Raw genomic sequence first — 16,999 nt, 5'->3', positions numbered from 1 at the left:
GTGCCGCCTGTGCCGCCGGTGCTGCCTCTGCTGCCTGTGCGGCAGTCAGCGAGGTCCAGGCCAGTACGCCGACACAGCCGAGCGCCGCGACGAGCGGCCCCGGGCGGAGGCCCGCGCCACTACCCGGCCGAGGCCGACCTCCGCCGTCAGACGACCGCCCCAGGCCAGCAGACGACCGCCCCACGCCGGCAGCCCGACCCCTGCCGGCAGGCAGCCGGATCACGCGGGCACTCGCAGGGTGATCCGGGTGCCCCGGCCGGGCCGGGACTCGACGGTTCCCTCACCACCGACATCGCGCAGTCGGGCAGTGATGGATTCCCGCAGGCCGTACCCCCGCCGGCAGGTGGTCACGTCGAAGCCGCGCCCGTGGTCGCGTACCACCACGACCAGGCCGCCCCGGTCCTCGACGACGCGAACCACCGCGTCGCCCACCCCGGCGTGCTTGGCCACGTTGCCGAGCGCCTCCCGGACCGCGGCGAGCAGCGCCTCCCGGCCGACGCGGGGCAACCGATTGCCAGCCCCGGCCGCCACTGCCAGCTCGACCCGGAATCCCTGGACGGCGAACTCCTCCGACAGCTCGGCCAGCGCCCCGAAAAAGGTGGTGTCGTCCGTACCGCCGCCCTCGGTGAGCATCCGGCGCAGTCGGCCAGCCTGGACCCGGGCGGCGCCGCGCAGCTCGGCCAGGGCCGCCCGGGGTTCGGTCTCGTCCGCCGCGCTCTGTAGGGCGATGGCCTCCAGGGTCTGAAGCACCGTGTCGTGCAGGGCACGCAGCATCCGGGCCCGCTCGGCGTCCCGACCGGCCCGCAAGCCGTAGAGCATCGCCCGGTGGACGCTGAGGCCACAGACCACCAGGGCCGCCACCGCCACCACGGCGGCCAGGCCGAGCCACAGGAACCGCCCGGTGACGGTCGCCCCGCCGACACTCGCCCCCAGCGCCGGTCCGGCCAGCTGGACCGGTACGGAGAGCAGCGCGGCGGCCAGCCCGCCGAGCAGGCCGTACGCCCCGGTCATCAGGGCCACCGCGCCGGCCAGGTACGCCACGAACAACTCCGGGTACGACGTCGTCGCGCTGATCAGGAGGCTGACCGCGTACGCCAGGAGGAGGTCGACGAGCACGATGCCGCGAATCCGGCCGAAATCGATGGTCTGGTAACGGTATGCCGTGGCGAGGGCACCGACGTTGGCGACGAGCAGCAACGCGCCGCCCGGCAACAGCCAGACCAGCGTCTCCGCCCCGCCCCGGGCGGCGATCGGGATGGGCAGCGCCAGCAACACGAGAACCCGGAAGGCCAGGGCCCCGAGAAGTAGGCTGCGGAACGCCTGCCGGTGGATGGTGGCGCAGGCGGCGGTCCAGGATGGTCCGGCCTCGACAACTTGCCGTCGCCGGGCAAACAGGGGTCGACGGGTCATCCGCCAAAAGCCCGCGACGGCCCCCCGGGTCAGCATCGCGAACATGGTGCTCGTCGCACCGACGCTACCGGCCGTCATCGATTTCTTCTCCGCCGCGCCGGCCCAGTGCGCACCTCGATCAGCCCCTTCGTCCGCACCACGGGCCGCTCGTCGCCATCGACCCGAAAGAGGAGACGAGCCTCAGTTTTCCGGACGGAAAGAAGCGCGGCAAGAGGAGATCAACGTAAATTTGCTAGTTACCCACTGGTATCCAACTGCGCAGCTGGCGAGGGGAATGCCGACACTGAACGGCTGGGCCCGGGACAGTTGTCCCGGGCCCAGCCGCGTCAGCGATCAGCTCCGAATCACTTTCGGAAAACCATCTCCACAAGCGAATGGTCGGCGGTGCCACCGGGCCACGACGTGACGCTCCGGCGGTCGGCTCCACCGCCGGGCAGTACGTGCCCGCCGCCGGTAGTCGCGTGGTGATCAGGTAGTTGTCCGTCGCCGTAATCGAGCAGGCGCTGCCCTTGAAGTAGACGCCGTGCCCCCACCCGTCGTAGTGCAGCACCCGTACACCACTCTGCTGGGCTGCGGTCATCGTCCACTCGTACGGGGTGGACGGGTCGTACCGGCTGGTCAGCATCAGGATCGATGGTGATCCGGTGAAGCGCAGCGGGGCCTGCGGGTTGCGGTGCAGGTCCGCCAGCCCGGCACAGGCGACCGGGACCAGCCAGCCCAGCGGCGAGAGGGTCATGTCCGGTGCGACCAGCCGCAGCCCCTGCCGATAGATGGCCAGTTCGGCCGCGCTGCGCACCGGCAGCCGCCAGTCCTGACAAATGATCATCGTCGGGTCGGGTATCGCCGCCTCGCCGGCGATCCGGACCGGGGCGGCGGGCAGCGTCACCGTACCGGCCGAGCCGGTGGTCGGTACCAGCCCCGAGATCGAGCTGGCGAGGCCGGCCGGCACCGGGTCGCCGTCGCGCAGCACGACGAGCAGTTGGGCCAGGTCGTGCCACTCGGGTCCGTACAGCATGCCCATCACGACCCGCAGGAAGAGGATCGGGGTGAGGGTGATGTCCGTGCCGGGGAAGACCACCTCGCCCCGCTCGACCTTGGCACGCAGCTCCCGGAAGACCTTCCGTACGTCCTGGCCGTGCAGCGCGCACTCGGTCGAGCGCTGGCACCAGGCGACGAACTCGTCGAAGCTCTCCTCGACGCCGGTCGCCTCGGTCCGCATGAACCGCCAGGCCGTGGTGATGCTGTGGTCCATGTTGCTGTCCAGCACCATGGTCCGGATCCGGTTCGGGTACCGCTGGGCGTACTGCTGGCCGATCAGCGTGCCGTACGAGACGCCGTAGTAGTTCAACTTCCGCTCGCCGAGGGCCGCCCGGATCGCGTCCATGTCCTGGTTGACATCTCCCTGCCCTAAAGGGCGGGGATTCCGGCGGTCGCCCGCCGGGTTTCCTGCTTCACGGCCTGCTGCCCCGAACGGAGGTTCCCCCGTTGAGGTCTTACGCCAGCTCCACAGGCGGACACCGCCAGCCCGGCGGCCAAGATGTTGCGGGCCGCGTTGACGTCGCGGTCGTGAACGGCCCCGCAGGGGCAGGTCCACGACCGGACGTTGAGCGGCATCTTCTCCGTGAGGTGCCCGCAGGCCGAGCAGACCTTGGACGACGGGTACCAGCGGTCGATCACGACCAGGTCCCGGCTGTACCAGTCGGCCTTGTAGGTGAGCAGTTCACGGAAGGTGGTCCAGGCCGCGTCGCTGATGGCGCGGGCCAGGGTGTGGTTGCCGAGCATGTTGCGCACGGTCAGGTCCTCGATCACGAGCGTTTGGTTCTCACGCACGAGTCGGGTGCTCAGCTTGTGCAGGTGGTCACGGCGGCGGTCGGCGATCCGGGCGTGGACACGGGCGACCTTGAGCCGGGCCTTGGCCCGGTTCCTGGAGCCCTTGTCCTTGCGGGCCAGTTCCCGCTGGGCCCGGGCCAGCCGGAGCCGGTCGGCGCGTTCATGGCGGGGGTTGGCGATCTTCTCCCCGGTGGACAGGGTGATCAGGTGCTCGAGTCCGGCGTCGATGCCGACGGCCGCCGTGGTGGCCAGGCCGGGCTCGATCGTGTCCTGGCAGAGCAGGGACACGAACCAGCGGCCAGCCGAGTCGCGGGACACCGTCACCGTGGACGGCGACTGCCCTTCGGGCAGCGGCCTCGACCAGACGATGTCCAGCGGGTCGGTCATCTTGGCCAGGGTCAGCTCGCCGTTGTTCCAGCGGAAGGCGGATGGGGTGAACTCGGCCGAGGCCCGGGACTTGTGCTTGGACTTGAAGCGCGGGTACCTGGCCCGCTTCTCCCAGAACGCGGCGAACGCGCCTTGGAGGTGCCGCAGGCACTGCTGGAGCGGGACCGAGGACACCTCGTTCAGGAACGCCAGCTCCTCGGTCTTCTTCCAGGCGGTCAGCAGGGCGCTGGTGGCGTTGTAGTTGACCCGCTCCTGCCGCTGGTACCAGGCAGTGGTGCGGGCCTCCAGGGTCAGGTTGTAGACCTTGCGCACGCAACCGAACGTCCGGTTCAGCAGGTCGGCCTGCTCCCGGATCGGGTGGAAGCGGAACTTGAAGGCCCGCTTCACGACACGCGTGGACATGCCTCACATGTTAGCGCACTTGTTTGTGACAGATTTTGCGGACAGGGTGTGGGTAGACGCCGACTTCGCCTCGACGGCGAATCGGCTACCCCTGACCTGCTCCGCAGGAGTCCGCTTCCTCTCCGGCCTGAAGGCCGCAGTATCCACGGAGGAATCTGATGACGCTGAGCGTGTCCACGTGGTCGAAGAGTGGTCCGGTCAACCGGCGGCAGTCCTGGGCGTACGCCCGGTTGAACGTCTTCAGGGCCGCGAAGGTCGCCGGCGTGGTCGGGAACTCGGCCGGCGGCGGCAGCGCCGGTACGGCCGGGCAGAGGATCGGGTTGCTCGCGCCGACGCCACGCGGGTCGAACCCGATGATGTCGAACTGCCGCTGCACGTCGGCGGAGAGCATCGAGTCCTGCTTGATGACGTCCACCCCGGAGCCGCCCGGCCCACCCGGGTTGATCAGCAGCGCACCGATCCGGCGGCCCGGGTCGGTGGCCGGCCGGCGGGCCAGCGCGATGTCCACGCCGCCCCTGCCCGGATCGTTCCAGTCGATCGGTACGGTGATCGATCCACACTGCACCCCGGGCGCGTCGGCACAGGGCTGCCAGTCGATCCGGGCCGCGGTCCGCTCGTCCAGGCCGGGCGCGGTGGGGGCGGCAACCGGTCCCGGCTCGGTGGTGACAGCAGCCGGTCCCGGCTCGGTGGGGGCAGCGGAGGCGGCCGGCGCACCGCCCCACACCGCCCCCACTCCCAGTACGGTCGCACTGGCGAACGCTGCCAGTCGCGTACGACTTGGTATCGCCAACAGAGGCTCCCTTCAGATTACGGTCAGCGACCTGACCGTTACCCAAACCCTGCCATCCATCGGCGATGATCACATCCTGCTCAGGTCGCAGCCGTCCCCGACACCTCTACTTCGGTGCAGATCGACGCAATAGGGGGAGACCCCTACGTCCCGCGTCCGATTCGGATAATTCGGTTGCCTTGGCTGCCTCGGCGGCGGGACGGCTGGGAAACCGCGACCGCACCGCCAGGTAGAGGAATGGCAGCAACAGCAGTACGTCCGCCACGTGCGCGATGGTCGGCTCCCGGGTGATCCGACTCAGCGGGAACGCCACTGCCCCCAACATCATCAGCACACTGACCGGCAGCGGCGCAGCCCGCAGCTTGAGCAGCATCGCCCCCAGCAGGAACAGCGTCAGCGGAAACATCGGACCGGCCAGCCAGTACAGCGAGTTGGCGGTGAACGGATAGTGGTTGAGCTGCTCGACCGCCGCGGCATGCGAGACGTCGAACATCCCCTCGTAGATGCTCTGGAACCCGAAGGCGAGCCCACCGACGGTGGCGAAGACCGCCAGCGGTACGGCCACCGCCACGAACCTCGGCGCGAGCGGCCGTAGCCGGTCGTAGAGCCCGAGCAGGCCGATGAGCCAGAGACCGGTGGAGAGCACGATGAGCGTACCGGCGGTGACCCCCTGCCGGTCGCTCTCCCAGAAGAAGCCGGCGAGCAGATTGAGCGCCGGACCCAAGATAAGAAACATGTGCTCGACGCTACGAGCGGAACGACGTCGACCAATCCGTCGATCGCGGACGGCACGCTACCGCGGACGCGGTAGCCGGGCCAGCCCGCTGCGGTAGGCGAAGACCACGAGCTGTGCCCGGTCCCGGGCACCGAGCTTGACCATCGCCCGGTTCGTGTGGGTCTTGGCGGTCGCCGGGCTCATCCGCAGTCTCATTCCCACCTCGGCGTTGGACAGCCCGTCGGCGACCAACGCCACCACCTCCCGCTCCCGAGCGGTCAACGTGTGCACCCCTGGCACGGCCGGACCACCCGCGTACGCCGCGATGAGCCGTCGGGTCACCGCCGGGGCCAGCAGCGCGTCCCCGGCGGCCACCACCCGGACCGCCCGCCGTAGCTCCTCCGGTTCCAGGTCCTTGAGCAGGAAACCGCTCGCGCCCGCGTGCAGCGCGGCGTAGACGTACTCGTCCAACTCGAAGGTGGTCAGCATGACGACCCGTACCCCGGGCAGCCGCTCGTCGGCGAGGATCCGCCGCGCGGCGGTCAGCCCGTCGGTGCCGGGCATCCGTACGTCCATCAGCACCACGTCCGGCCGGTGCGCCCGAGTCGCGGCGATCGCCTCGTCACCGTCGGCCGCCTCGCCGACGACCTCGATGTCCGGGGCCCGTTCCAACAGCACCCGGAAACCGGCCCGGACCAGCGTCTGATCGTCGGCCAGCAACACTCGTACCGTCATCCCGGCAGCCACCCCCGTACCTGGAAACCCCCGCCGTCGGCCGGGCCAACCCGCAACCAGCCACCCAGGCCGACGGCCCGTTCCGTCATGCCACGCAGCCCGTTGCCCGGCGGTCCGGTCGCGCCCCGACCGTCGTCGGAGACCAACAGCGACAGGCCATCCGGCCGAAACCCCAGCCGTACGTCGATCCGCTGGGCCTCCGCGTGCCGCAGCGCGTTGGCCACCGCCTCCTGCACGATCCGGTACGCCGTCAACTCCACCGCCCGGGACAGCGGCCGTCGTTCCCCCTCGTAGACGACGACGGCCCCGGTCGAGGCGGCCAGTGCGGGCAGCCGGTCCAGGGTGGGTCCGGGCGGCTCCACCTCGGTTCTGTCGCATCCGGTTCTGTCGCCGCCGGCTCTGTCGTCCCTGATTCTGTCGTCTGCGCCGCCGGTTCTGTCGCCCCCGGTTCTGTCGTCTGCGCTCTCGGCTGGGCGCGACCCGTCGCGGATCGTTCCCACCGCCGCGCGTAGTTCGTTCAGCGCCTCCCGGGCGGCACGCCGTACGTTCTCCAGCGCTGCCCGAGCCTGTGCCGGATCGTCGTCCAGCACCTCGGCCGCCACCCCGGCCTGCACGTTCACCACCGCCAGGGTGTGCGCGGTCACGTCATGCAACTCCCGGGCGATGCGTATCCGCTCCTCGGTGACCCGCAGCGCGGCCACCCGCTCACGGTCGGCGGCCAGCAGCGCCAGTCTTGTCCGCCGACCCCGTACCACCTCGCCGAGGAGCAGCATCGACACGAACACCACGGTCGAGCTGTCCAGTGTGGCGTCCAGGAGCCCGACCTGGTTGATCACCATGCGGCTGTAGGCGTCGAACCCGAGAAGGATCCCGGCCAGCACCAGTCCAGCCCGGCGGCGGGTGGCCACCGCCACCGAATACAGCGCCACCCACAGCGGCACCGCCGGCGCGCCGCCCGGGTACTCCAGCACGTGGTAGAGCAGGAACAGGCCGCCCACCGCGGCCATGACCGTCCCCGGCCATCTTCGACGCGCCAGCAGCGCCACCGCCATCGCCACGCTGAGGACGTACGCCCACTCGTCGGGTGGTCGGTCCGCCGGGGCCACCGTCGCGACGGCGACCCGATACACCGTGACACCACCGGCACCGACCACCAGTGCCGCGTCCACCAGCCACCGCCGCATACCGGCACTGTACGAACGGACCGCCCTCGATGCGTACTACGAACGCGGTATACCTGCTCTGCCCGGCGTCCGAGCAGGCGTACCGGTCCGGTGTTCAGGCTGTCGGCTGGCCTGTCAGGCTGCGGCCTACTCGCCGCAGAACACCTCCTTGAGGAGGTTGTCCAACGCTGCCGGATACTCCCCTACCAGGTCGACTTCAGTGTTTCCGCCGGTCACCGAGGCAGTCAGGGTCTTGCTGCCGTCGGGCGTGCTGTACATCAGCGCTCCGGAGCCGATGGTGCTGCCGTTGTGGAAGAAGATGGTGCCGTCGCAGTCCGGGCTCACGTCCTGTACGCGCAACCCCAGGCCGAAGCCGTTGCCGCCCGGATGCGCCTTGCGCATCTCGGCCAGCAGCGGGGCCGGCAGGAGCTTGCCGCCCAGCAGCGCGGAGAAGAACGTGTGCAGATCCTGGGTGGTCGAGATCATGTCACCGGCACCGAACAGCCAGGAGGGATTCTGCCGGGTGACGTCGACCGTCCGCCACTGGCCGGCGTCCTGATAGTGGTAGTAGCTGCGGGCATGCGGCCCGGGGATCCCCGACCAGGCACCCGGCACCACAGTGCCCGATAGCCCGAGTGGCCGCAGGATCCGCCGTTGCATCTCCTCGGCGTACGAGCGGCCGGTGACCTGCTCGATCAACAGTCCGGCCAGCGTGTAGTTGGTGTTGGAGTAGTTCCAGCTCGTCCCGGGCGCGAATAGCGCCGGCTTGGACAGGGCGAACCGCACCAGTTCCGCCGGCCGGTAGGTGCGGAACCGGTTGTCCACCCATTCCTGGCCCGCCGAGGGGATCCCCGGCATGGCCGTCCCGTCGTAATAGTCGCCGGTGTGGCTGAACACCCCGCTGGTGTGCTGCAACAGCATCCGCACCGTGATCCGCCGGTCCAGCCCGAACTGCGGCAGGTAGTCGGCCGCCGGGTTGTCCAGCCGGACCTTGCCCTCGGCCACCAGTTGCAACACCACGGTCGCGATGAAGGTCTTGGTGTTGCTGCCGATCCGGAACCGCCCGTTCGTCGGCGGCTTCGCGGTTTCACCCAGCTTGCGTACCCCGGCACTGCCGACCCACTCGCCCTGCTGATCGTGCACGCGCATCTGCATCCCGGCGAAACCGATGTCGACGAACTCCTGGATAGCCGCCTGCAACTCCGGGCGCTCCTGCCCGGCAGCGACCTTCGACGCGGCCATGGTGTCCGGAGCGGCCATCCCGGGTGTGGCTGCCCCGGCCAGCAGTGTGACAGCCAGGGCCATGACCCCCACTCGCCGGAAGATCCGCAGCATCTTGCTCTGATTGACGTTCATGGTGCCATGATGGCACATATTTGGCCCTAGATGAAGCCACAATGACTCCATCGTCATCACCCAATGGCACCACGTTCACGAAGAGAGCACCTACGTCGGCCATCGCGTCTGATCGATTGAGATGGTTAGGGTGGAACGCATGGGACCGGTGTCGACGTACGACGAGATCGCGGACTGGTACGAGGAGGAGTTCGTCGGGCGACAAGCCGACGGCGATCCACTCGGCATCGAGCAGGCGCTACGCCTTCTGCTGGGTGCGGGTAAAGGCACCTGCCTGGAGATCGGCTGCGGCACCGGCAGGTACGCCTCGCTCGTTCGTGAGCTGGGTTGGTGCCCCCTCGGGGTGGACCTCTCCGCGGGGATGCTGAGACACGCTGCGGGCCGCCTACCGATCGCCCGAGCCGACGTCGGACGACTCCCGTTCCCCGACGGCTGCCTGCCCGCCGTCGTCGCCGTGATGGTCCACACCGACATGCCGGCCTATCCTCAGGTGCTCCGTGAGGTCGCCCGAGTACTGAGGCCGGGCGGCAGGTTCGTCCACATCGGGGTGCACCCCTGTTTCTGTGGCGGGTTCGCCGACCGGACCGACCCGGACGCCGTCGTAATCCGGCCCGGCTATCTCGACAGCCACTGGACCCACAACTCCTGGACCGATCAAGGAGTCCGCGACAAGGTCGGGGCCACCCACCGCCCTCTGCCGGAACTGCTGCACGCCTTCCTCGACGCTGGGTTGGAGTTCGAGCACTTCACCGAAGGCGGCACACCCACCCCGGTCATGCTCGCCATCCAGGCTCGCAACCGCAGCAACAAGTAGTGGTGGCTCGCCAATGGCCCGCCACAGGGGGACGTCCGGTGCCGGGGCGGAATCGTGACTCCCCAGGGTGAGGCCATGCTCCGGGACGCTCACCGCTGGCAGACCTGCACAACCCCCCGCCTTCGACGCCAGACGGCGTGGCAGGCTGATCGCATGGACGCATCACCACGGGTACGCGCACCCGAGTTCCAGGGCCGCGCGTGGCTGAACACCGGCGGGCAGGACCTCAAGCTGGCAGATCTCCGAGGACGTTTCGTGATCCTCGACTTCTGGACCTTCTGCTGCGTCAACTGTCTGCACGTACTCGACGAGTTGCGTCCCCTGGAGGAGAAGTACGGCGACGTACTCGTCGTCATCGGCGTGCACTCGCCAAAGTTCGAGCACGAACGAGACCCGGATGCCGTAGTCGCCGCCGTCGAGCGGTACGGCGTCGCGCACCCGGTGCTGGACGATCCGGAACTGAAGACCTGGCAGCAGTACGCGGCCCGGGCCTGGCCGACCCTGTCCGTGATCGACCCGGAGGGCTACGTCGTCGCCACGATGGCCGGTGAGGGCCACGCGGAGGGGATCGGTCGACTCCTCGACGAGCTGATCGAGGTGCACGAGGCCAAGGGCACCCTGCACCGGGGGGTCGGGCCGTACGTCCCGCCGGCCGAACCGGCGACCAGCCTGCGCTTTCCCGGCAAGGCCGTGGCGCTCGACGGCGGAAACCTGCTGGTCTCCGACTCGGCCCGACACTCGCTGGTCGAGCTGGCCCCCGACGGGGAGACCGTGCGGCGGCGGATCGGCTCCGGCGAGCGCGGTCGGGCCAACGGTGCGGCCGACCAGGCGAGCTTCTCCGAGCCGCAGGGGATGTGCCGGCTGCCTGAGCACGTCGCCGGGATCGCCGGCTACGACTTGGTCGTCGCAGACACCGTCAACCACCTGCTGCGCGGGGTCAGCCTGGCGACCGGCGAGGTGACCACGGTCGCCGGCACCGGCCGCCAGTGGCGCTCGACGGTCGACGACCACGCACACGACGCGCTCTCCATCGACCTCTCCTCCCCCTGGGACCTCGCCTGGTACGACGACAAGGTCGTCATCGCGATGGCCGGTATCCACCAGCTCTGGTGGTTCGATCCGGTAAAGCGGACAGTCGGGATCTACGCCGGCACCACGGTCGAGGCGCTACGCGACGGGCCACTGCCCGACGTATGGATGGCCCAGCCGTCCGGGCTGTCCGTCTCACCGGATGGCTCCCGCCTGTGGATCGCAGACAGCGAGACCAGCGCCCTGCGGTACGTCGAGGACGGTGCGATGCACACGGCGGTGGGGCAGGGCCTGTTCGACTTCGGTCACGTCGACGGTCCCGCCGACCAGGCGTTGTTCCAGCATCCGCTGGGGGTGTGCGCGCTGCCGGACGGCTCGGTTCTGGTGGCCGACACGTACAACGGGGCGGTCCGCCGCTACGACCCGGAGGCCGACGTCGTCGCCACCGTGGCCGATGGCCTGGCCGAGCCGAGCGACGTCGTGCTGGCCGCTGACGGCGTGGTGCTGGTGGTCGAGTCGGCAGCACATCGATTGTCCCGGCTGGCGCCGGGTGCGCTCTCCGCCATCGGCGCGACGACGGTCAACGGCGACCGGCACCGGGCGGAACGCCCACCGACCGACCTCGCCCCCGGCGAGGTGACCCTGGACATCGTCTTCACTCCGCCGCCCGGCCAGAAACTGGACGAGACGTTCGGGCCGTCGACCCGGCTTGAGGTGTCGGCGTCCCCACCGGAGCTGCTGCTCGACGGCGTCGGGGTCACCACCGAGCTGTCCCGCCGGCTGGTCGTCAATCCCGAGGTGACCAGCGGTGTGCTCCAGGTGACCGCCCAGGCGGCGACCTGTGACGCCGACGAGGAGCATGCGGCCTGTCACCTCACCCGGCAGGACTGGGGAGTGCCGGTACGTCTCACGCCCGACGGCCCGAACCGCCTCCCGCTGATCCTGCGCGGCCTCGACACCTGACCCCCGAAGTGCACCGCTAGCGCGCGAACGAGGCGAGTTCCACTTGAAGCCGAAGGAGAGGACGGTCATCCGCAACCGGCGAGTACGGCGCTAGCCCGCGAACGAGGCGAGTTCCACCCCGGCACGGCTGAGAGCGGCGCGGACTCGCCCGGCGGCCGTCACCGCGCCCGGGGTGTCGCCGTGTAGGCAGATCGACTCCACCGGGGCGGGTACGGGGGTGCCGTCCACCGCCACGACGCGCTGCTCGACGGCCATCAGCACCGCCCGGTCGGCTGCCTGGTCCGGATCGGTGACCAACGCACCGGGGGCGGTACGTGGCACCAGCGCGCCGTTGGACTGGTAGCCCCGGTCGGCGAATCCCTCGGCGACGGCCCGCAGTCCGGCCCCGGTGGCCAGTTGGGCGAGCACCGATCCGGGCGGACAGAGCACCGGCAGCCCCGGGTGGTAGCCGGCCACCGCGGCCACCACCGCCGCCGCCTGGGACTCGTCCCGGGCAGCGGTGTTGTAGAGCGCGCCGTGTGGTTTGACGTACCGCACCGAGGTTCCGGCGAGCCGGCAAAAGGCGTCCAACGCACCGATCTGGTAGACGATCTCGTCGCGCAGTTCGTCGAAGGCGTACTCGATCCGCCGCCGGCCGAAGCCGGCCAGGTCGCGGTAGCCGACCTGGGCTCCGACGGCGACCCCGCGTTCGGCGGCCGCCGCGCAGATCCGGCGCATGGTGCTGGCGTCTCCGGCGTGGAAGCCGCAGGCGACGTTGGCCGAGGTGATCAGGTCGAGCAGTGCCTCGTCGTCACCGAGCCGCCAGATGCCGAAGCCTTCACCGAGGTCAGCGTTGAGGTCCATGAAATCGCACGGTAGTACCCGGGCGGGCCTGGGCCAGCCGCGCCACGTCGGCGACCACACCGATCACCGGATAGCCACCGGTGGTCGGATGGTCGGCGAGGAAGATCAGCGGCTGCCCGTCGGCGGGCACCTGTACCGCCCCGAGCACGATCCCTTCGCTGGGCAACTCGCCGACCTTCGCGCGGGGCAGGGCCACACCGGCCAGTCGCGCACCAACCCGGTTGCTCACCGGAGTGACCGTGTACGTCGTACCGAGCAGTCGGGCGATGGCCTCGTCGGTGAACCAGTCGTCCCGGGGGCCGAGGCGGATCGGCAGGTCGACCATGGTGGACGGGGCCGGCCACGGCACGAAGTCGACCGGGGCGGGGGCGCTGGTGACCGGGCCGGTCGGCAGGGTGTCGCCGTCGCGCAGCGGTGCCGGGCCGAGCCCGGAGAGGGTGTCGGTGGCGCGGCTGCCGAGCACCGGCTCGACGGCGATGCCTCCGGCGACGGCCAGATAGGAGCGCACCCCGGTCCGAGCTGGTCCGACCTCTACCAGCCCACCCGCCGGTATGGCCAACGGCCGCCCAGGATCGGCTGGCCGCCCGGCGGCCCGTACCGGCGCGTCGACTCCGGTCACCGCGACCGTCCCGGCGTCGACCAGTCGGATCGCACAGCCGGTCACCGTGGTTTCCAGCCCGGCACACTCTTCCGGGTTGCCGACCAGCCGGTTGGCCAGCCGTAACGCCGGGGCGTCCAGCGCGCCGGAGCGGGGTACGCCGAGGTGCGCGTAGCCTGGTCGGCCCAGGTCCTGGACGGTGGTTAGGGCACCGGCCCGAACGACCTCGATCACGATGCCCGCACCAGCCGGACCCGAGCGCCGGGGACGAGCCGCGCCGGCGGGTCACGGTGTACGTCGAAGAGCGTGACCTCGGTCCGACCGACCAGTCGCCAACCGCCGGGCGAGGCGGTGGGATAGATCCCGGCGTACGCCCCGGCGAGCGCGACCGAGCCGGCCGGCACCTTCGGTCGGGGGGTGGCCAGTCGGGGCACTGTCCACTGTTCGGGCAGGCCGGTCAGGTAGGCGAAGCCGGGGGCGAAGCCGCAGAACGCCACCCGGAACTCGATGCTGGTCAGCCGCTCGACCGCCGCCTCGACGGTAGTGCCCCAGAATGCCGCTATCTCGGGCAGGTCCGCCCCGTCGTACGCGGTGGGGATGGCCACCTCGGGACTGTTCCCGGTGGTGGTCTCGATGACCGGTTGCGGCGACCAGCGGGCGATCGACGTCGCTGTCGCGGCGGGATCGGGCACCCCGTCGAGCAGCACCGTTCGCGCCGCCGGGACGATCTCGACGGCGTCGAGTTCGCCGGCCGCGCGTCGTCGCCAGAGTTCGGCTCGCCACGTCTCGACCTGGCCCGCGTCGACGCAGTCGAGGAGGAGTCCGTGCTCTCCCACCCGCCGTACCCGCATGGCTCAGCATCCTGCCTGACATCGGGCTGGGCGTCAGCTCCATCGGTCCGGGCGTCCACTCGGCATCCAGCCGTCCAATCGACAGGATCGGGCGGCGGAGGAAAACCGGATGCTGGCGTACCAGCCGATCCATAGGCTCACCGTCGTGTCACATCCATGGGAGCCCGATCGGTTACTCAACGTCGTGGACGTCGAGGCGACCTGCTGGCGGGGTCCGTCCCCACGGGACCAGACCAACGAGATCATCGAGATCGGACTCTGCGTGGTCGATCTGGTCGACCGGCGGCGGGTGGCCCGTGACCGGATCCTGGTCCGGCCGGCACGGTCGCGGGTGAGTGCGTTCTGTACGGAACTCACCGGCCTCACCCAGGCCGAGGTCGACGCCGGCGTGAGTTTCGCGGAGGCGTGCAGACTCCTGGCGACGCGGCATCAGGCGGGTCCCCGGGTCTGGGCTAGTTGGGGCGACTACGACCGGCTGCAGTTCCAGCGCCAATGCGGGGCCACGCAGGTGCCGTACCCGTTCGGTGCCCGGCACGTCAACGCCAAGGCGGTGTTCGCGCAGGCGTACGGCCTCCAGCGGAAGATGGGGATGGCCGGGGCGCTTCGGCACGTCGAGCTTCCGTTGGAGGGCCGCCATCACAGCGGTGCCGACGATGCGTGGAACATCGGCGCGCTCGTGCTGCACACCCTGGCCGCCGGAGCCTGGCCGGGTGATCCTGGCGCCGGCGCGCCTGCCGGCGACACGTGACGCGTTCCACTACTTAGAAGTAACCTACGGTGCCGTAACCTAGTGACGTGACCACCTCGGCCCCGTTACGGATGAAGCCGGTCGACATCGGTAAGCCACGGATGCGCGGCTGGCTGCACGCCTACGCCTTCTTTGTCGCAGCCGTCTGCGGCATAGTGCTCTGCTCACTCGCCGCCAGTCGGCCCGGCTGGGCTCCGCTGATCAGTTGCGCCATCTACAGCCTCACCGTCTGCGGCCTGTTCGGCACCAGCGCCCTCTATCACCGACGGGTCTGGTCCGAGCGCGGCTATCAGGTGATGCGAAGACTCGACCATTCGATGATCTTCGTATTCATCGCCGGTACGTACACCCCGCTCTGCCTGTTGCTGCTCTCCGACCGGAGCGCAGCGATCATGCTCTCGCTGGTCTGGGGCGGTGCCCTGGCCGGAGTGGCGCTGAAACTCGTCTGGCCGCACGTACCACGCTGGGTCTCCGCGCCGCTCTATCTGGCTCTCGGCTGGGTGGCGGTCGCGATCCTGCCGGACATCCTGCGCGAGGGTGGTGTCACCGCGCTGGTCCTCTTGATCGTCGGCGGGGCGGTCTACAGCGTCGGTGCCGTCTTCTACGCGCTACGCCGACCCAACCCCTGGCCCACCGTCTTCGGCCACCACGAGTTCTTCCACGCCTGCACCCTGCTGGCCGCGATCTGCCACCACATCGCCATCTACTTCGCCCTCTTCGCCTGAGCGCAATGGGTGGGGTGAGCGCTCACACTCACTCCACCCATTGACGCAGATCCTGATCGGGGCCGATGACTTGCTGTGCCGTCAACGCGGCTGGCCGGGGCGGCGCACCTCGCGGTACTCCTCGACGACCCGGGCGTCCTGGGTGGGTACGACCCGGCGTTCCGCCACGGGGGTGGTGACGACGGTGCGACGCCGGTTCCAGAACCAGCTGGTCATGATGAGACCGACCACACCAGCGATCATCAGCACCCAGCCGACGACGCTGATGTCGAGCCAGCCCAGCTCGAACTCGACCGCGAACGCGAAGATCGCGCCCAGGGCGATAAGGAAGATGCTTCCACCGATGCCCACTTTGCTGCCTCCTTGGCTATCAGCTGGCATTCGCTACCCGCCGCTTGCCACATGTGAGGTTGCGGCATTCATCGACTTACCCACGTGGTTCCACGGTCAATCAGGCAAGCTGGGCGGATGACCGAACGGCGCATCGTCCTACTCCGCCATGCCCAGGCCGGACAGTCACCGGACCTGCCGGACTTCGACCGGCCGCTCACCGCGCTCGGTGCCGCCGACGCGGCGGCCGCCGGCCAGTGGCTGGCCGAACACCATTACCGACCGGACACGGTGATCTGCTCACCGGCCCAACGCACCCGCCAGACCTGGCACGGTGTGGCACTGGGCCTGACGGAGCTGGCGGAGCGGCCGAGCAGGACCAGTGATCCGCTGGCATCCCCGAACGCACCGATCGTCCACTACGAGGCCACGATCTATCAGCACGGTGCCGAGGAGCTACTCGACCTGCTTCGCGCCCTGGATCCGTCGCGGAGCGTGGTGCTACTGATCGGGCACAACCCGAGCATCTCCCAGTTGTCGTACCTGTTGGATCCCACGCACCCGATCTCCGGGGGACTGGGTGCGAGTGACATGGCGGTGCACCGGGTGACCGGCGACTGGGCAACCGTCGACCCGGGCGAGGCACCGGTCACGGACCGGTTCACCGCGCACCCCTGAACCTCCGTACGCCACCCCACCGAATCGGCGAAACGCGAGAAGGACGGTAGGCGTACACGTTGAACGGCCCGGACCTGGTCACTCACCGTGACCAGGTCCGGGCCGTCGCCACTGCGCTCGGCCGGAAGATCCGCTTCGACGTCAACGAACTCCGCTGAACACTTACGGTCAGCACTGCCCCATCGATCGGCTGCCCCGACCAGCCATGGTCAGCTCGGTGGCGCGTTCGGCGGGGGCGGATCCGGTGGTGGTGGCATCATCGCCGTGGGATGGGACAGCCGGTTCTCCTCGACGATCAACGTACGAGCACGCCGTCGCCGGTCCTGCCAGAACCAGAAGGTCGTCAGGAGTACGGCCAGACCGGCCAGGATGAACACCCAGCCCACCGCGCGTAGGTCAATCCACCATACGTTCGCTCTGATGGCAAATGTCAGAATCGCGCCTATTGTGATAAGGAAGATACCGCTACCGATGCCCATGTGCGCTGCACTCCCCCTGTGCGATGGCTTCTGGGCTTCCTATTACAAATCGGGCGAACTACTCCCCTCAAGAATAGCGCGGCGGCCGGCGAGCAACTGCTCGCCGGCCGCCGCATATTCGGGGGATTCCCTTGGCCAGGGAAGCAAACCCCG

The 16,999-nt window shown here is 69.6% G+C and carries 18 protein-coding genes; 5 read left to right on the top strand and 13 right to left on the bottom strand.

Features of this window, described 5'->3' with window-relative positions; all coding sequences use genetic code 11:
- Positions 1 to 219 precede the first annotated feature (219 nt).
- The 8 genes from FHR38_RS14780 to FHR38_RS14745 all read right to left on the bottom strand — a co-directional run bounded on the left by FHR38_RS14780 (position 220) and on the right by FHR38_RS14745 (position 8,788).
- The gene (locus tag FHR38_RS14780) at positions 220 to 1,488 is read right to left on the bottom strand and encodes a sensor histidine kinase (protein WP_184535218.1); all 1,269 of its coding nucleotides are present in this window, start codon (positions 1,486 to 1,488) and stop codon (positions 220 to 222) included.
- A gap of 154 nt (positions 1,489 to 1,642) precedes the next feature.
- Positions 1,643 to 2,920: an alpha/beta fold hydrolase gene (locus FHR38_RS14775; RefSeq protein ID WP_376771480.1), complete on the bottom strand. Its 1,278-nt coding sequence runs from the start codon at positions 2,918 to 2,920 to the stop codon at positions 1,643 to 1,645.
- Positions 2,818 to 4,029, bottom strand: a complete 1,212-nt coding sequence (locus tag FHR38_RS14770; protein WP_184535216.1) for an RNA-guided endonuclease InsQ/TnpB family protein — start codon at positions 4,027 to 4,029, stop codon at positions 2,818 to 2,820. The genes FHR38_RS14775 and FHR38_RS14770 overlap by 103 nt, the downstream gene beginning before the upstream one ends.
- Before the next feature lie 85 nt (positions 4,030 to 4,114).
- Positions 4,115 to 4,819: an alpha/beta fold hydrolase gene (locus FHR38_RS14765; RefSeq protein WP_184535215.1), complete on the bottom strand. Its 705-nt coding sequence runs from the start codon at positions 4,817 to 4,819 to the stop codon at positions 4,115 to 4,117.
- Positions 4,820 to 4,925: 106 nt separating this feature from the next.
- Positions 4,926 to 5,555 (bottom strand): hypothetical protein, encoded by a 630-nt coding sequence (locus FHR38_RS14760; RefSeq protein ID WP_184535214.1) that lies wholly within the window; start codon positions 5,553 to 5,555, stop codon positions 4,926 to 4,928.
- 57 nt (positions 5,556 to 5,612) lie between these two features.
- Positions 5,613 to 6,269 (bottom strand): response regulator transcription factor, encoded by a 657-nt coding sequence (locus FHR38_RS14755; RefSeq protein ID WP_184535213.1) that lies wholly within the window; start codon positions 6,267 to 6,269, stop codon positions 5,613 to 5,615.
- Entirely contained in the window at positions 6,266 to 7,453 is a 1,188-nt protein-coding gene (locus tag FHR38_RS14750; protein ID WP_184535212.1) for a sensor histidine kinase, read from the bottom strand. The genes FHR38_RS14755 and FHR38_RS14750 overlap by 4 nt, the downstream gene beginning before the upstream one ends.
- A 126-nt stretch (positions 7,454 to 7,579) precedes the next feature.
- On the bottom strand, positions 7,580 to 8,788 hold the full coding sequence (locus FHR38_RS14745) for a serine hydrolase domain-containing protein (RefSeq protein WP_184535211.1): 1,209 nt from the start codon (positions 8,786 to 8,788) through the stop codon (positions 7,580 to 7,582).
- Between the two features lie 139 nt (positions 8,789 to 8,927).
- Here FHR38_RS14745 and FHR38_RS14740 point away from each other — a divergent pair, with 139 nt between their 5' ends.
- Positions 8,928 to 9,602, top strand: a complete 675-nt coding sequence (locus tag FHR38_RS14740; protein ID WP_221449024.1) for a class I SAM-dependent methyltransferase — start codon at positions 8,928 to 8,930, stop codon at positions 9,600 to 9,602.
- Positions 9,603 to 9,755: 153 nt separating this feature from the next.
- A complete protein-coding gene (locus FHR38_RS14735) occupies positions 9,756 to 11,594 on the top strand; it encodes an NHL domain-containing thioredoxin family protein (protein ID WP_184535210.1) in 1,839 nt (612 codons plus the stop codon).
- 90 nt (positions 11,595 to 11,684) lie between these two features.
- Here FHR38_RS14735 and FHR38_RS14730 read toward each other — a convergent pair whose 3' ends face one another.
- The 3 genes from FHR38_RS14730 to FHR38_RS14720 are packed head-to-tail and all read right to left on the bottom strand — an operon-like array spanning position 11,685 to position 13,886.
- Positions 11,685 to 12,437 (bottom strand): LamB/YcsF family protein, encoded by a 753-nt coding sequence (locus tag FHR38_RS14730; protein ID WP_184535209.1) that lies wholly within the window; start codon positions 12,435 to 12,437, stop codon positions 11,685 to 11,687.
- The gene (locus FHR38_RS14725) at positions 12,421 to 13,272 is read right to left on the bottom strand and encodes a 5-oxoprolinase subunit C family protein (RefSeq protein ID WP_184539681.1); all 852 of its coding nucleotides are present in this window, start codon (positions 13,270 to 13,272) and stop codon (positions 12,421 to 12,423) included. Before FHR38_RS14725 ends, FHR38_RS14730 begins: the two co-directional genes overlap by 17 nt.
- Positions 13,266 to 13,886 (bottom strand): 5-oxoprolinase subunit B family protein, encoded by a 621-nt coding sequence (locus tag FHR38_RS14720; RefSeq protein WP_184535208.1) that lies wholly within the window; start codon positions 13,884 to 13,886, stop codon positions 13,266 to 13,268. The genes FHR38_RS14725 and FHR38_RS14720 overlap by 7 nt, the downstream gene beginning before the upstream one ends.
- A 145-nt stretch (positions 13,887 to 14,031) precedes the next feature.
- On the opposite strand from FHR38_RS14720, the gene FHR38_RS14715 reads away from it, so the two are divergent.
- Together FHR38_RS14715 and trhA are read left to right on the top strand one after the other, a co-directional pair.
- Positions 14,032 to 14,634, top strand: coding sequence for a 3'-5' exonuclease (locus FHR38_RS14715; protein ID WP_312882146.1), 603 nt, complete (start codon positions 14,032 to 14,034; stop codon positions 14,632 to 14,634).
- A gap of 47 nt (positions 14,635 to 14,681) precedes the next feature.
- Positions 14,682 to 15,359, top strand: a complete 678-nt coding sequence (trhA, locus tag FHR38_RS14710; protein WP_184535206.1) for a PAQR family membrane homeostasis protein TrhA — start codon at positions 14,682 to 14,684, stop codon at positions 15,357 to 15,359.
- A gap of 81 nt (positions 15,360 to 15,440) precedes the next feature.
- On the opposite strand, the gene FHR38_RS14705 is transcribed toward trhA, so the two are convergent.
- The gene (locus FHR38_RS14705) at positions 15,441 to 15,710 is read right to left on the bottom strand and encodes a DUF6458 family protein (RefSeq protein ID WP_184535205.1); all 270 of its coding nucleotides are present in this window, start codon (positions 15,708 to 15,710) and stop codon (positions 15,441 to 15,443) included.
- Between the two features lie 117 nt (positions 15,711 to 15,827).
- On the opposite strand from FHR38_RS14705, the gene FHR38_RS14700 reads away from it, so the two are divergent.
- Entirely contained in the window at positions 15,828 to 16,367 is a 540-nt protein-coding gene (locus FHR38_RS14700; protein ID WP_184535204.1) for a SixA phosphatase family protein, read from the top strand.
- A gap of 209 nt (positions 16,368 to 16,576) precedes the next feature.
- Here the strand turns inward: FHR38_RS14700 and FHR38_RS14695 are convergent, their stop codons facing one another.
- On the bottom strand, positions 16,577 to 16,846 hold the full coding sequence (locus FHR38_RS14695; protein WP_184535203.1) for a DUF6458 family protein: 270 nt from the start codon (positions 16,844 to 16,846) through the stop codon (positions 16,577 to 16,579).
- Positions 16,847 to 16,999: the final 153 nt, after the last annotated feature.

Source organism: Micromonospora polyrhachis (assembly GCF_014203835.1).
Taxonomy (GTDB): domain Bacteria; phylum Actinomycetota; class Actinomycetes; order Mycobacteriales; family Micromonosporaceae; genus Micromonospora_H; species Micromonospora_H polyrhachis.
This window is presented reverse-complemented; position numbering and strand designations above follow the sequence as displayed.

Excerpts from the sequence above, each read along its gene's own strand:
- FHR38_RS14780 (WP_184535218.1), bottom strand. The coding sequence starts at position 1,488 with ATGACGGCCGGTAGCGTCGGTGCGACGAGCACCATGTTCGCGATGCTG.
- FHR38_RS14770 (WP_184535216.1), bottom strand. The coding sequence starts at position 4,029 with ATGTCCACGCGTGTCGTGAAGCGGGCCTTCAAGTTCCGCTTCCACCCG.
- FHR38_RS14760 (WP_184535214.1), bottom strand. The coding sequence starts at position 5,555 with ATGTTTCTTATCTTGGGTCCGGCGCTCAATCTGCTCGCCGGCTTCTTC.
- FHR38_RS14755 (WP_184535213.1), bottom strand. The coding sequence starts at position 6,269 with ATGACGGTACGAGTGTTGCTGGCCGACGATCAGACGCTGGTCCGGGCC.
- FHR38_RS14750 (WP_184535212.1), bottom strand. The coding sequence starts at position 7,453 with ATGCGGCGGTGGCTGGTGGACGCGGCACTGGTGGTCGGTGCCGGTGGT.
- FHR38_RS14745 (WP_184535211.1), bottom strand. The coding sequence starts at position 8,788 with ATGAACGTCAATCAGAGCAAGATGCTGCGGATCTTCCGGCGAGTGGGG.
- FHR38_RS14740 (WP_221449024.1), top strand. The coding sequence starts at position 8,928 with ATGGGACCGGTGTCGACGTACGACGAGATCGCGGACTGGTACGAGGAG.
- FHR38_RS14735 (WP_184535210.1), top strand. The coding sequence starts at position 9,756 with ATGGACGCATCACCACGGGTACGCGCACCCGAGTTCCAGGGCCGCGCG.
- FHR38_RS14730 (WP_184535209.1), bottom strand. The coding sequence starts at position 12,437 with ATGGACCTCAACGCTGACCTCGGTGAAGGCTTCGGCATCTGGCGGCTC.
- FHR38_RS14720 (WP_184535208.1), bottom strand. The coding sequence starts at position 13,886 with ATGCGGGTACGGCGGGTGGGAGAGCACGGACTCCTCCTCGACTGCGTC.
- FHR38_RS14700 (WP_184535204.1), top strand. The coding sequence starts at position 15,828 with ATGACCGAACGGCGCATCGTCCTACTCCGCCATGCCCAGGCCGGACAG.
- FHR38_RS14695 (WP_184535203.1), bottom strand. The coding sequence starts at position 16,846 with ATGGGCATCGGTAGCGGTATCTTCCTTATCACAATAGGCGCGATTCTG.